14 protein-coding genes and 1 tRNA gene are annotated in these 12,793 nt (G+C 53.1%); 9 read left to right on the top strand and 6 right to left on the bottom strand.

Translation table 11 applies throughout. From position 1 onward, the window contains the following. The first annotated feature begins 9 nt into the window (after positions 1 to 9). From J5W02_RS09495 to J5W02_RS09475, 5 genes are read left to right on the top strand one after another with little or no spacing between them, the layout of a single operon-like run. Positions 10 to 1,050 carry an ABC transporter ATP-binding protein gene (locus tag J5W02_RS09495; protein WP_219965449.1) on the top strand — a complete coding sequence of 347 codons (1,041 nt, stop codon included), beginning with the start codon at positions 10 to 12 and terminating at the stop codon, positions 1,048 to 1,050. Further along, the gene (locus tag J5W02_RS09490; protein ID WP_219965448.1) at positions 1,043 to 1,981 is read left to right on the top strand and encodes an ATP-binding cassette domain-containing protein; all 939 of its coding nucleotides are present in this window, start codon (positions 1,043 to 1,045) and stop codon (positions 1,979 to 1,981) included. Before J5W02_RS09495 ends, J5W02_RS09490 begins: the two co-directional genes overlap by 8 nt. Before the next feature lies 1 nt (position 1,982). Then, the gene (locus J5W02_RS09485) at positions 1,983 to 2,900 is read left to right on the top strand and encodes a S66 peptidase family protein (protein WP_219965447.1); all 918 of its coding nucleotides are present in this window, start codon (positions 1,983 to 1,985) and stop codon (positions 2,898 to 2,900) included. 1 nt (position 2,901) lies between these two features. Continuing rightward, the gene (locus tag J5W02_RS09480) at positions 2,902 to 3,702 is read left to right on the top strand and encodes a serine hydrolase (protein WP_219965446.1); all 801 of its coding nucleotides are present in this window, start codon (positions 2,902 to 2,904) and stop codon (positions 3,700 to 3,702) included. Between the two features lies 1 nt (position 3,703). Further along, entirely contained in the window at positions 3,704 to 4,519 is an 816-nt protein-coding gene (locus J5W02_RS09475; protein ID WP_219965445.1) for an NlpC/P60 family protein, read from the top strand. Between the two features lie 160 nt (positions 4,520 to 4,679). On the opposite strand, the gene J5W02_RS09470 is transcribed toward J5W02_RS09475, so the two are convergent. Both J5W02_RS09470 and J5W02_RS09465 read right to left on the bottom strand, forming a co-directional pair. After that, positions 4,680 to 5,936: a peptidoglycan-binding protein gene (locus J5W02_RS09470; RefSeq protein ID WP_219965444.1), complete on the bottom strand. Its 1,257-nt coding sequence runs from the start codon at positions 5,934 to 5,936 to the stop codon at positions 4,680 to 4,682. Between the two features lie 20 nt (positions 5,937 to 5,956). Continuing rightward, entirely contained in the window at positions 5,957 to 7,207 is a 1,251-nt protein-coding gene (locus tag J5W02_RS09465; RefSeq protein ID WP_255575670.1) for an ATP-binding protein, read from the bottom strand. A 154-nt stretch (positions 7,208 to 7,361) separates the two neighbouring features. On the opposite strand from J5W02_RS09465, the gene J5W02_RS09460 reads away from it, so the two are divergent. Further along, complete coding sequence (locus tag J5W02_RS09460) at positions 7,362 to 8,183, top strand: hypothetical protein (protein ID WP_219965443.1); 822 nt, start codon at positions 7,362 to 7,364, stop codon at positions 8,181 to 8,183. 71 nt (positions 8,184 to 8,254) lie between these two features. Here the strand turns inward: J5W02_RS09460 and J5W02_RS14760 are convergent, their stop codons facing one another. Continuing rightward, on the bottom strand, positions 8,255 to 8,818 hold the full coding sequence (locus J5W02_RS14760) for a hypothetical protein (protein ID WP_255575669.1): 564 nt from the start codon (positions 8,816 to 8,818) through the stop codon (positions 8,255 to 8,257). Between the two features lie 18 nt (positions 8,819 to 8,836). Further along, complete coding sequence (locus J5W02_RS09450) at positions 8,837 to 9,283, bottom strand: cell wall hydrolase (RefSeq protein WP_219965442.1); 447 nt, start codon at positions 9,281 to 9,283, stop codon at positions 8,837 to 8,839. 200 nt (positions 9,284 to 9,483) lie between these two features. Here J5W02_RS09450 and J5W02_RS09445 point away from each other — a divergent pair. Then, positions 9,484 to 9,572 (top strand) — tRNA-Ser (locus J5W02_RS09445). 104 nt (positions 9,573 to 9,676) lie between these two features. Next, positions 9,677 to 10,144: a VOC family protein gene (locus tag J5W02_RS09440; RefSeq protein WP_219965441.1), complete on the top strand. Its 468-nt coding sequence runs from the start codon at positions 9,677 to 9,679 to the stop codon at positions 10,142 to 10,144. A gap of 72 nt (positions 10,145 to 10,216) precedes the next feature. On the opposite strand, the gene def is transcribed toward J5W02_RS09440, so the two are convergent. Both def and J5W02_RS09430 read right to left on the bottom strand, forming a co-directional pair. Then, positions 10,217 to 10,684, bottom strand: a complete 468-nt coding sequence (gene def / locus J5W02_RS09435; RefSeq protein ID WP_219965440.1) for a peptide deformylase — start codon at positions 10,682 to 10,684, stop codon at positions 10,217 to 10,219. Continuing rightward, positions 10,656 to 10,919, bottom strand: coding sequence for a helix-turn-helix transcriptional regulator (locus tag J5W02_RS09430; RefSeq protein ID WP_219965439.1), 264 nt, complete (start codon positions 10,917 to 10,919; stop codon positions 10,656 to 10,658). The genes def and J5W02_RS09430 overlap by 29 nt, the downstream gene beginning before the upstream one ends. Positions 10,920 to 11,267: 348 nt before the next feature. Between J5W02_RS09430 and J5W02_RS09425 the strand changes: the two genes are divergently transcribed. Further along, positions 11,268 to 12,761 (top strand): ClC family H(+)/Cl(-) exchange transporter, encoded by a 1,494-nt coding sequence (locus tag J5W02_RS09425; RefSeq protein ID WP_219965438.1) that lies wholly within the window; start codon positions 11,268 to 11,270, stop codon positions 12,759 to 12,761. Positions 12,762 to 12,793: the final 32 nt, after the last annotated feature.

Raw genomic sequence — 12,793 nt, 5'->3', positions numbered from 1 at the left:
GGCTGAATCATGGAACAGGAAATCATTCTCTCCGTTAAGGACCTGGAAGTAAAATTCAACCTTCGCGGACGGATTCTGCACGCAATCCGGGGAATTTCTCTGGATTTATACAAGAGGGAAAGCCTTGCCATCGTCGGGGAATCCGGCTCCGGCAAGTCCGTTCTGGTCAAAACCTTTATGGGACTGCTGGACGCGAACGGCACGATAACCAACGGAGAAATCCGTTATGACGGCAAGGATTTAAGCAAGCTGAAAACCGAAAAGGAATGGCTGGCGGTACGCGGCAAAGAAATCGCCATGGTACTTCAGGACCCCATGACCAGCCTGAACCCGCTCAAAACCATCGGCTACCAGATCTGTGAGGCAATCGAGCTTCATCAGGGTCTGAAAGGGGCAGAAGCGAAAGCGGCGGCGGTTTCCATTCTGGAGGACGTCGGGATTCCCGACGCAGAGCACCGGATTCACCAGTATCCCCATGAATTTTCCGGAGGAATGCGCCAGCGCGTGGTCATTGCCATTGCCGTTGCGTGCAGGCCGAAAATTCTGATCTGCGACGAACCGACCACCGCGCTGGACGTAACCATTCAGGCGCAGATTTTAAAGCTGCTCAAGGATTTAAAAGAGAAATACGATCTGACCACGATCTATATCACTCACGACCTGGGCGTGGTCGCCAACGTGGCCGACCGCATCGCGGTCATGTACGCGGGCGACATTGTGGAAATCGGCAAATGCGAGGAAGTGTTCTACAATCCCCGCCATCCGTACACCTGGGCGCTGCTCTCCTCCCTGCCGCAGCTCGGCGTCAAGGGAGAAAACCTGTATTCCATCAAGGGCGCCCCGCCGAACCTGTTTACGCACATTGAGGGCGACGCGTTTGCGCCGCGCAACCCGCGCGCGCTGAAAATCGACTTTGTCAAGCGCCCGCCGTACTTTGACGTAAGCCCCACCCACAAGGCGCGCACATGGCTTTTGGACCCCCGCGCCCCCAAAGTGGATCCGCCGGAGATCATCCAAAATCTGCGCCGGGAGGTAAGCGGCAATGTCTGAGAAAAAAACGCCTGTGCTGGAAGTAAAGGACCTGAAAGTTACTTTCGGCACGAAAAAACAGAAATTTACCGCCGTGAACGGCGTCAGCTTTACGATTTACGAAGGCGAAACCTTCGGTCTGGTCGGGGAATCCGGCTCCGGAAAAACAACCATCGGCCGCTCGATTATCCGCATCAACCCGACCTCGGGCGGGGAAATCCTGTATAAAGGCCAAAAAATAAACGGGCCGATTCCCAAAGAACTGGATCGTGAGCTGACCCGCCGGATTCAGATGATTTTTCAGGACCCGATGGCGAGCCTGAACGAGCGCGCCAAGGTGGACTATATTGTTTCAGAGGGACTTTACAACTGCAGAAGATGCCAGAGTGAAGCGCAGCGCCGGGAAGAAGTTGACCGCGCGCTGACCGACGTGGGCCTGCTGCCCGAATTCGCCAGCCGTTTCCCGCACGAATTTTCCGGCGGACAGCGGCAGCGCATCGGCATTGCACGGGCGCTGATTATGCAGCCGGATTTCATCATTGCCGACGAACCCATCAGCGCGCTCGACGTTTCCATCCGTGCGCAGGTACTGAACCTGCTTTCCCAACTGCAGAAAAAGCGCGGTCTGACGTATCTGTTTATTGCCCACGACCTTTCCGTCGTGCGCTTTATTTCCGACCGCATCGCGGTCATTCACAAAGGCGTGCTGGTAGAACTGGCTGAAACGGAGCGGCTGTTCGCGCACCCGCTACACCCCTACACCCGCGCGCTGCTTTCCGCGATTCCGCTGCCCGACCCGGCCGCGGAAAAGAACAAACAGCTTCTGGTATACGACCCGGAAATGCACGACTATTCGGTCAATCAGCCGATTTGGAGCGAAATAGAGCCCGGCCATTTTGTACTGGCGAACGAGCCCGAACTTGCGGAGTACAGAAAAATACTGGAGGAATAACATGTTTACGCCAAAACCACTGTTCCCCGGCGCGCGCGTTGCGCTGATTGCTCCGGCCGGCCCGGTTCCCCCGGAGCGCTTTGGCCCGGCAGTGCGGGCGGTGGAGGAACTTTCTCTGAAACCCGTGATTTTTGAGAGCTGCCGCAGGGCGCACGGCTACCTTGCCGGGGACGACCGTCTGCGCGCAAACGACGTTAACGCCGCGTTCGCGGACAGGGAAATTGACGGTATCCTCTGCATTCGCGGGGGCTACGGCGCACAGCGCCTGATGAATCTCATCGACTGGAACAGCATTCGCAGGCACCCCAAATTCTTCTGCGGGTACAGCGATATTACCTCTTTGCATATTGTTTTAAACCAGCAGTGCGGTCTCGTCACCTATCACACCCCCATGCCCTCTACGGAATGGTACCGGGGGCTGGACGAATACTCCGCCCAAAGCCTGAAAAAGGTGCTGTTCGGCGGAAAAATCGGCGAGCTGCAAAACCCGGCCATCCTGCCGGTCAAGACGCTGGTCGGCGGCTGCGCACGGGGAATCCTGACCGGCGGCAACCTTTCGCTTGTGTCGTCGTCACTCGGGACCTGCTATGAAATCAACACCAAAGATAAAATCCTGTTCCTTGAAGACGTGGGCGAGGAACCGTACCGGATTGACGGAATGCTGAACCACCTGAAAATGGCCGGAAAATTCCGGGATTGCGCCGGAATCCTTCTCGGCTCTTTCACCGACTGCTCTGCACAAGACCCGGAAAGATCGCTGACGCTGCAGCAGGTTTTTGAAGAACTGCTTGTGCCGGAGCACAAACCCGCGCTGATGAATCTGGCCTGCGGCCACAGCATGCCCAGTATGTCCCTGCCGCTTGGGAAAGAAATTGAAATGAACTCCATCTCCGGAAAAATCACCGTATTGGAGGGATAATATGAAACAACAAGAACTGCGCTATTATGCCGAAACAGAAATCATTGATATCAACGCGAATGTTTCTCTTCTGGTCTATGATCTGGATCAGAATGAGACACTGCTTTCCTTTCACGCGGAAAATCAGGTCGTTTCCGCCAGCACCATCAAAACGCCCATTTTGCTGACGGCGTTGGATCTGGTGCAGAGCGGAAAGCTCAAAACAGACCAGCGGATTCCCGTCCCCGCAAAGGAAATTCTGGACGACACCGAGGTTTTCGACCGGGGCATCAGAGAGTACTCTCTGGAAGAGCTGCTCACCTGGATGATCGTCAACAGCGACAACACCGCCACCAACGTGCTGATTGAATTTCTGGGCATGAACGCCATGAACGCCTACTGCCAAAGGCTGGGGCTGAAAGCCACCGTTCTGGAACGGAAAATGCTCGACTGGGAGGCAATCCGGCAGGGGCGCAACAATTACACCAGCGCGCAGGATCAGCTGACCGTTTTTCAGAACCTGTACCGCGCCTCCATTTTGACGCCGGAACTCTGCCGTTACGCGCTGGGCATTCTGGGTCAGCAGCGCGATTTCAGTATGGCGCTGCGGTACATTGCCGACAAGGATTTCTCCGCCGCGCACAAAACCGGCGGGCTGAATTACCTGAACCACGACACAGGCATCTTTTCGCTGCCCGGGCACAATTACTACTTCGGCTGCTTTGTCACCGACTCCGTGGACGACACCAAGGAGAATGAGCCGTCCAAGAAGCTGATCGGCAGGCTGTCCCGGGCGGTTTACGACTATTATAAAGAGGGATAAGATGGAATACGGACTGATTAAAGACGCCATAGCACCGCTGATGGAGCTCCCTACCCGCAGCAGCGAACTGACCGACGAAGCGCTCTGCGGCATGACCGTGGAGATTCTGGAACGGCAGAACGGCTGGACGCGCGTGCGCACTCATTACGGCTATGAGGGCTGGGTCAATGAGGAAGCACTTTGCTTTGATGAGGCTTTGGTTGAATATTGGAACACTGCTCCGAAAAAAGTCGTTTTTCAGGCCTACGCGGATGTTCTGGACACGCCGAAAGTACAGGGTCATCTTGTGGGTGAAGTCACACGCGGCGGCCTGCTCTGCCCCGTGGGTCAGCCGGAGAACGGCTGGCAGCGCGTCCGCTTCTGCGATGGGCGCGAAGGCTTCACATGGAGCGCGTTTCTCGGTGAATACATTTCTTGGTGGAGCAAAGAAAATGAACCCGCTCTGCGCAAAGCACTGGTAAACGCCGCGCTCAGCTATTTCGGCACACAGTACCGCTGGGGCGGAAAAACGCCGCTCGGCATTGACTGCAGCGGCCTGTGTTCCATGGCTTATCTGCTCAACGGGATCATCATCTGCCGCGACGCGCATATTCTTCCGGAGTTCGATATGCACGAGATCGCTTTTAAGGACATCAAAGAAGGCGACCTGCTGTTTTTCCCCGGCCATGTCGCCATGTACCTGGGTGACAGCCGGTACATCCACGCAACGGCGGGCAACAACTGCCACGGCGTCGTCATCAACAGCCTTGACCCCAAAGCCCCGGATTACCGCGCCGACCTGCCCGAAAAGCTGCTCTGTACCGGCAGCATATTCTGATAAAATAACCGCCCTGCTGCATTTCCTACAGCAGGGCGGTAGTTATCAGTGAAGAATCTATTTGGGCAGTAAAAATTCCGCAAGGAAATCAAATCCATATTGATGAATAAAGGCCCTGTACCGCTCATATAAAATGGTACAAGGCCTTTTGTGTTTTGAATCAATCCTTACGCGCAACCGGATTGGCGGAATACAGAAGCTGAAGAGTGTTCGAGTCGGCAATGCCGGTAACCACAAGGCCGTTTAACAGCTGGAAGTCCTTGACGCTCTGCTCCGTGCCCTCCGCAAACTCGCCGGTCGGCGTCACGAACATATAGCCAAGCTCTTTCAGACGATTCTGCATTTTCAGCACCTCGTCGCTCTTGTCGCCTTTTTTCAGCGTAAGATTGGTATTTGCCGATGTGACAGCTGAAGAGGTGGTTGAGGAACTGCTCCCACTGTTCACAGAGGGCTGGGACGATGTCCCGGAAGAAGCGGAGGAGGGGCTGGATGAGGCGGACGGCGCACTGGAGGCCTCCGTTCCTTCCAAAAGCTCCGGATAAACGGTTCCGGCCATAAAGCTGACCGCGTCCACCACACACCTGCCCTGCAGCAGCATCAGATTCGGGTCCATTTCATACACTCTGCCCTCTTTGACCGCACTGAGCTTTTTGTATTCTTCGGACTGCGCCAGTTCCGCTTTTAAACCGGTGGGACAGAAGATATATTTCGGGTCCGCCAGCAGCAGGGTGCTTGCGGAAACATGGTTCCCGGTTCCGTCGGAAGCGGCGTTGACCAGCCCGGCCGATTCAATTAAAGCGCCCTCCAGCGTATCGCCGGTGACGGTTCCGCCTTCCGTATCGTAAAGATAGGCGACGGTGGTGGGTGTGTCGCCGGATGGGATAATGCGGCTGATGTCGTCTATGGTCAGGAAAATCCCCTGAGAAATTTTCTTTCCTTTTTCATAACCGGTTTTCGCGCCCTTCATGGCTGAGCCGACCTGGGAATACAGCCTGTCAAAGTCTTCCCTGCCGGTTGCTTTCGCAATCGTCAGCACCGAAATTCCCGCTTTGTTCAGCGCGGACATCTGCTCCTCAGTGGGCTTTGTATCGGTAAAGACCAGCTGAGCGCCAAGATCCTTGATCTTTTGTGCGTCGTCCACGGTCACATCCGGCAAAACGGAAAGATCGCTTTGGGTACATTCCGCACTCTTTGCCTTCAGCTGGGCTTCATACCCCATGGCAAGAATTACGTCGGCAATGTTCGGGGAAAGCACCGCGACCCCCGCGGGTTCCTCACTGATTGTGACGTTCCCGATGGTCACCGGGAAGTCCTTCGCTCCGGCACCGGAGGAAATATCGTTTTTGGGTCCGCAGGCCGCAAGAGTTCCTACAGCTATGGCAATGCACAGCAGTGCCGCCGTTATTTTTTTCAGCATGGTATGCTCCTTTCCGTCTCTTATAAAATCTTTTGTCCGCGTCGGATGCGCGCCTCCGCGTCGTCGATATACTGTCTGGCGCAGCGCGGGGAACGTCCGCCGCGCGCGGTGGCCCAGCGCTCCGCACCTTTTTCCAGCTCGTTTATGTATTCCTCAAGCTGACGCTGTCCGGCCAGCAGGCGGATAATTTCCAGATAGCGTTCCCTGTCGGGCAGGGTAAAGCTGATGGAAAGGCCGAAACGGTCGGCCAGAGAAAGGCTTTCCTGCATGGTGTCACCGCGGTGGATATCGTCGCCCTCCCGATCGGAAAAGGTCTCCCGTACCAGATGGCGCCGGTTGGAGGTGGCGTAGATGAGCGTGTTTTCCGGCCTTGCGGCCAGTCCGCCTTCCAGCACCGCCTTCAGCGCGGCGTAAGTATCGTTCTGTTTGGAAAAAGAGAGGTCGTCAATGAAAATAATGAATTTCATCGGAACGGCGGCGATTTGATCTACCAGAAGCGGAAAATCCATCAGGGATTCCTTCGGCATTTCAATCATCCGCAGTCCTTTTGTGTAATAAGCATTCAGCAGTGCCTTGACTGTGGAGGATTTTCCCGTTCCCCGGTCGCCGTAAAGCAGACAGTTGTTGGCGGGCAGCCCCTGTAAAAAAGAGAGGGTGTTGTCCGTTGCCAGTCCGCGCTGCAGCTCGTACCCCTTCAGGTCGGCAAGCGACGTTTTGTCGGGATACGCGACAGGCTGGATTTTTTTATCCCGCCAGATAAACGCACGGTAACGGGCATACATGCCGCATCCGTTTGCGCGGTAATACTCCGTCATCTGAGGAATGTTATCCTTCAATTCTCCCCTGAGCGCGCTCACCGGCTCCCCGGTTTTCCAGCGGGGTAAACGAAGCGAGGACAGATCCTGTTCAAATCCGCAGTCAGCCAGAAGCTGTTCCGGGGTAATGGAAGAAATATCGAGAATAATCTGCAGATCGCGTTCTACCGCGTCCATCAGCGGCTGAGGAAATTCCGCTTTCCCGGCCGCCGCGGAAAGCGAATAAGCGTTTTCGTCATACAGCGCCGTGCCGGTAATGCATCCGGCCAGATTTTCACTGTACCCCCGCTCGCACAGCACGGCAAAGAAGTCGCCCCACGCGTTCAGAAATTCTTCCTCCGACCGGCCGGCCGACCACAGAAGACGGTAAAAGGCTCTGGGGACAGTGCGGTTCAAAATGCCCTTATAAATCGAAAGGGATGCCATTTTTGCCGCGGCCCGCGTTATCTCATTCATGCCAAACTCCCTTAGATAATCATAAAGTTAATACCTGTTATTTTACCCTTGTTGCGGGTATTATGTCAAGTTATGGGAGGCAATTGGGTTGCGATTCCAATAAAAATTTGATATGATACTAGATAATGTCGAAATATAAGCAAAGAGGGAAATTATGAAAATTTCAAAACTGGCAACCTTCTTTTTGGCGGCGGCACTCTTGCTGAGCCTGGCTGCCTGCGGCAAAAAAGCGGACGCCGATGTGCTGATGCGCGAGGCCAAAACCAATGCCAACGCCATTCAGAACTGCACTGCCACCATTAACAATACACTGGAATTCAGCGCAAACAACAAACCGTTTACCTATCAAACGGACAGTACCAGCGTATACTGGGCAAAGCCCTTCGCGCTGAAATCCACCCAGACCTCCCTTTTGGGGGGCGTAACGGGCAGCAGCGTGTCCTACACCGTTTCCGACAGTGACGGGGTATGGTTCTACTCGAACGCGGGAAGCGGATGGCAGAAAACCACCGCGGAAGGAATCGCCTCCACCCCGCTGGAACAGATCGACATTCTGCGGCTTTTCGGCAATGTTACCGCCCAGAAATATGTACGGGAAACGACGCTGGATTCTGTAAAGGTACATAAAATTGAACTGACTTTTCAGAGTGAGGTGCTGCGCAGCACCATTGAAAATATCGTTACCGCCACAGGCATGTCCAAGGGTTCCCAGACCGTCGTCCAAACTCTGCTGGACAGCGCGCCCGCCATTTACGGCTACTGCTATGTGGACGAAGCCGCCAGTCAGATTGTGCGGGTAGAGCTTGACGCAACAGAAGCAGTCAATCAAATTTTCCAGAATATAGACGGAAGCGGCACCACGGTGACCGTCTCCAAATGCGAGATCAGCGGGAATATTACGGGAATCGGCAAGGCGCCCGCCGTGGAGCTGCCCGCCGATGCCTCCGCCGCCCAAACGGTGCAAGCCGCCGGTTAGAGTAATCGCCGGTTTCACTCCCTTTGACGGGCCCTGCCGGCTGCGGGGCCCGCGAAGGGAGACAAAAACTCTTACTGGTAAAACCTGATGAATTTGATATTATAGAAGTCGCACGCCAGAATGTCATCGGTTCGCGTTTCTCTGATTAGAATGTAGTTAATGCCCACACCCAGCAGAGTCCCGGTACGATCCGTCAAAGTATTGGTGCCAACCAAAAAAGTGACAAGTACCGGCTTGCCGATCTGCGTTCTCATAAAGCCGTTCAGGTATTGCAGACTGTCCGGCGTAACCACGCTCGGCGGCATCCCGGTCTGAACCATCGTTGCCGATGTTGTCCCCTGCTGGCCGCCTGTCGGAGCCATGGTTCCGCCGCCGGACTGCCGAAAGATATCCATTGTTGACTGCTGTGCCGGCATCTGCGGCAAGGCGGCGGTTTGCTGCATGGAACCCCCCATCATCTGCGAAGGGGCGGTCTGGGATACACCCGCCACCGACTGGGGCATGCTCTGCATCTGCGGCATGGGGTTCAGGTAGTTATAGCTCGAAATGTCTCCGGATGTCTGAACGCCGGAGCAGCCGGCGGCGGCACAGGGAGGCATTTTGTAATCACCAACGGAATTGTTGATGTCCATCATTTTGACTCCTCCTTAGAATCATGTAGTGGCATAGACTGAGGTAGGGGAATAGTAACAGTGCTGATTGATTCGGTTAAAAATCACACCGGCCCCTCCCGGCGGAAAATAAGGCGGACACTGGGGATTAAATGGATTAAAATAGAAAAGACAGTTTCCCGTACCGGAAAAGGTGTTCCCGGCAATGGCCCAGTCCGCTATTTCATAATGGATCTGCTCGGGGTCCATATTCCATACGTTCTGGGAATTGTAAGCGCCTGCTACTACTTCTTTCATACAGGTAAACTGCCCCTGCTGCTCAATAATTCTGCGAATATCGCCGCCCTGACTGACCCGGGCAAATTCCCCGTTTGGGACTTGCGCGCGGTTGACAATCACAGAAGCGACAGCACGCATGCCGTCGTCCCCTTCCCCGCCCGCTTCACATTTGATAAGTTTAGCTAATAGTTCTCTGGTTGTAAGTGGCATATTATCACCTGATTTTATAAGTTGTCTAATGGCATAATATGTTCTTTGCTGCTCCTGCGGCACAACATCCTAGACTGTGCCGTTATTTTTTTACATTCCGGGCAAAATAGAAAAACACTTGACTTTTCAGCTTCGAATCTATAAAATGTATAAGTGGCTTTCCGGCGTACTTAACGGAATGTCCACAACAAACAGAATCCGGAAGCGTATCGAAGTGGTCATAACGGCCCTGACTCGAAATCAGGTAGACCGCAAGGTCTCGTGGGTTCGAATCCCACCGCTTCCGCCACAAACAACAGCTCAGCCTTATGGCTGGGCTGTTGTTTGTTATTTGCGTATGGTATAATAAAAAGCAGAAATTTGAAACGAAATATTGATTGTTTGGAGGAGAGCATGAAGTTTAAAAGTCCTTTATTGGTAGTCACAGACATGGAAAGGTCTAAAATGTTTTATAAAGACGTTTTAGGACTCCGCGTCATTCTGGATTTTGGGTCGAATGTTACTCTTACAGGCGGTGTCTGCCTGCAAACAAAAGACAGTTGGAAAAATTTTATTCATTCAGTAAACGATGATATTGTTTTCGGTGCCAAGGATTCAGAAATATACTTTGAGGAAGATAATTTCGACGAATTCATGGAAAAGCTCAAGAGTATGGAGGGAATCAAGTATGTCCATCCGGTAATTGAGCATAGGTGGGGACAAAGGGTTGTCCGTTTTTACGACCCGGATCAACATATTATTGAAGTCGGCGAAAACATGAAGGTCGTGTGCAGACGTTTTCTGGATGGCGGAATGACTGTTGAAGAAACAGCGAAAAGAATGGATGTACCTGTCAAATTTGTGAATGCGTGCAATCGCTGAAGCCGGGGAACCCCAATGGGAAACAGCAACGAAAAAGCCGCCACAAATGTGGCGGCTTTCGTTTTCGCTGGTTTATTCCTCTTCGTCCATATCAACATACTCAATAATTTTACTGGTAAAAACAATTCCGTTTAAATGGTCTGTTTCATGACAGAGGCACTTGGCCATATCCCCTGTAACGTCCAGCGTAACCGGACTTCCGTTTTCGTCCAGAGCCTTTACCACAACGCGGGCGGGGCGTTTCACCTTTCCCCAGACGCCGGGAAAACTCAGGCAGCCTTCCAGCCCGACCACTTCTCCCGACGATTCTACAATTTCAGGATTTACCAGCTTATAAAGCCCTTCACCCATGTCCACGACTATCAGCCGCCGTAAAATTCCGACCTGATTTGCGGCAAGACCTCCCCCGTTCGGGGCATGATACATGGTCTCCGCCATATCGTCAAGAATCTGGCGGACATGGTCATCCACTTTTGCAACCGGTTTACAGACCTTCCTGAGTACTTCGTCGTCAAATGTTCTGATTTCCCGCAACGCCATCTGTCATCCTCCTGCTCGATTCCGCTCTGGATTTTTTCTCACTGTCTTCAAACAAAAATACGTTTTCAATGGTTTCCCCGAATACCTTTGAAATATCATACGCAAGCCATATGGAAGGCTCGTTTTTTCCGGTCTCAATCGCGTTGATCGCCTGCCGGGATGTTCCGACCATTTCCCCCAGCTGTTCCTGGGTAAGCCCAAACAGTTCCCTGAGCTCTTTCACTCTGTTTCTCATCCTGATTCCTCCAAAGTAAAGTCTACCTTACATTTATATTAACAGACACAGCAAAACATGTCAACTTAACCTTACATAGAAATTTTTTGTAAATGAATCATACTCGGCATATTTTTACATGAAAACACCGCGCAGCATTCAAATTTTTTGACTTTTATGGTATAATCATACAGGTATTCTTAGACCCCAAGGGAAATTTTTTACGATGCAAGGCTGTCCCTATTTATAAACAGCTTTTATATACATGCAGAAAACTGCATATTTTCAGTTAACTTGGAGGCGCTCAGGCAAATGGATCAATCAAGAGTTTACAAAATACTGTCCGATTTAAACCGGCTGAAATAGAGTGTGACCTATAAAGGAGTGATCGCTGGGCTGGTCGCGGGGCTTTTGGTGGCACTCTACCGTTTGGGAATTGAATTCGGTACTGAAAAATCACTGATTGCCTACCGGTTTTTGAAGCTTCATCCGATTTACATCGTACCGTGGTTATTTCTGATTGCCGCGGTGGGATATCTTACATACCGGCTGGTAAAGCTGGAACCGTACGCGAAGGGAAGCGGAATCCCTCAGGTAGAGGGGATCGTCCTGTTCGGTATGAAAATGAAATGGCACACCATTCTGATTGTCCGGTATCTGGCGGGAATCCTCACTTCCCTTTTCGGCGTATCCCTGGGCAGAGAAGGGCCGTCTATTCAGATTGGTGCCGCCGGAAGTCAGGCATTCGCGGAGAAATTCGGCAAAAACAAGCTGGAGGAAAATTATCTGATTACCGCCGGGGCTTCCGCGGGGCTTTCCGCCGCCTTCAACGCACCGCTGTCCGGAATTATGTTCGCACTCGAAGAGATTCACCGGACTTTTTCCCCGAACATCCTCATTGCCGCAACCACCGCCGCGTTGACCGCCGACGTGGTGTCCAAGTACTTTTTCGGGCTGAAACCGGTTCTTCAGTACACAAGTATCCCGCAGCTGCCCATTCGATACTATGTCGTTTTACTGCCGCTTGGGGTTATTTGCGGAATCGTAGGCGCGGTCACCAACAAAGGCCTGCTGGGCATTGACACTTTTTACGCCAAGCTGCCCGCTTTTCTGCGGCCGGGAGCCGCCCTTTTGCTGGCCTTGCCGTTTGGCCTGCTGCTTCCTCAGGTTCTGGGCGGAGGTCAGAACCTGATTAAAATGTCGGAGGGCGCTCAGATCGGCATTTCCTTGCTTACCCTCTTCCTCGTAATGAAGCTTCTGTTTACCTGCATTTGCTTTGGAAGCGGAATTCCCGGCGGAATCTTCATGCCCATTCTTTCCATCGGAGCCATGACCGGGTGTATTTTCGGGAAACTGGTCGCCGTATGGGGACTGTCTACGGACTATATTCCGGCGTTCTGCGTCTGTGCGATGGCCGGGGTAATGTCCGGTTCCGTCAAGGCGCCCGTCACCAGCATTCTGCTGATGGCGGAAATGACAGGCTCATTGATTCACCTAATGCCGGTCGCAGCGGTAGCCTTCCTTGCGCTGCTTACCTCCGACCTTCTGAATATTTCACCGATTTACGAGGTGCTGCTGGAACGGCTGACCGGTCAAAGCAAAGGCAGCGCTGCCGAGAAAAAGCCGGGTGCCATTATTGAAATTCCCGTGGAACTGGGCTGCACGGTCGCGGGCAAAAAGGTAAAAGACGTCAGCTGGCCGGAAGGAGCGCTGATTGTCTCTCTTTGCAGGGGCAAAAAGGAGCTGCTCCCCAACGGCGACACAGAGATTTTGCCCGGCGATTACCTGGTTGTACTCTCCACCGAGCAGAGATTTGATGAGATGAACCGCTCGTTCACGGAGCTTTGCCACGCAGACCCGTAAAAAAACCGCCCCGAAGGGCGGCTCGAAAACGA

It is taken from the genome of Caproiciproducens faecalis (assembly GCF_019448085.1).
In the GTDB taxonomy this organism is placed as follows: Bacteria; Bacillota; Clostridia; order Oscillospirales; family Acutalibacteraceae; genus Caproiciproducens; species Caproiciproducens faecalis.
This window is presented reverse-complemented; position numbering and strand designations above follow the sequence as displayed.

Coding starts and splice junctions, on each gene's coding strand:
- J5W02_RS14760 (WP_255575669.1), bottom strand. CDS start 8,818: ATGATGGACATCAACAATTCCGTTGGTGATTACAAAATGCCTCCCTGT.
- J5W02_RS09485 (WP_219965447.1), top strand. CDS start 1,983: ATGTTTACGCCAAAACCACTGTTCCCCGGCGCGCGCGTTGCGCTGATT.
- J5W02_RS09460 (WP_219965443.1), top strand. CDS start 7,362: ATGAAAATTTCAAAACTGGCAACCTTCTTTTTGGCGGCGGCACTCTTG.
- J5W02_RS09475 (WP_219965445.1), top strand. CDS start 3,704: ATGGAATACGGACTGATTAAAGACGCCATAGCACCGCTGATGGAGCTC.
- J5W02_RS09440 (WP_219965441.1), top strand. CDS start 9,677: ATGAAGTTTAAAAGTCCTTTATTGGTAGTCACAGACATGGAAAGGTCT.
- J5W02_RS09450 (WP_219965442.1), bottom strand. CDS start 9,283: ATGCCACTTACAACCAGAGAACTATTAGCTAAACTTATCAAATGTGAA.
- J5W02_RS09470 (WP_219965444.1), bottom strand. CDS start 5,936: ATGCTGAAAAAAATAACGGCGGCACTGCTGTGCATTGCCATAGCTGTA.
- J5W02_RS09465 (WP_255575670.1), bottom strand. CDS start 7,207: ATGAATGAGATAACGCGGGCCGCGGCAAAAATGGCATCCCTTTCGATT.
- J5W02_RS09430 (WP_219965439.1), bottom strand. CDS start 10,919: ATGAGAAACAGAGTGAAAGAGCTCAGGGAACTGTTTGGGCTTACCCAG.
- def (WP_219965440.1), bottom strand. CDS start 10,684: ATGGCGTTGCGGGAAATCAGAACATTTGACGACGAAGTACTCAGGAAG.
- J5W02_RS09480 (WP_219965446.1), top strand. CDS start 2,902: ATGAAACAACAAGAACTGCGCTATTATGCCGAAACAGAAATCATTGAT.
- J5W02_RS09495 (WP_219965449.1), top strand. CDS start 10: ATGGAACAGGAAATCATTCTCTCCGTTAAGGACCTGGAAGTAAAATTC.
- J5W02_RS09490 (WP_219965448.1), top strand. CDS start 1,043: ATGTCTGAGAAAAAAACGCCTGTGCTGGAAGTAAAGGACCTGAAAGTT.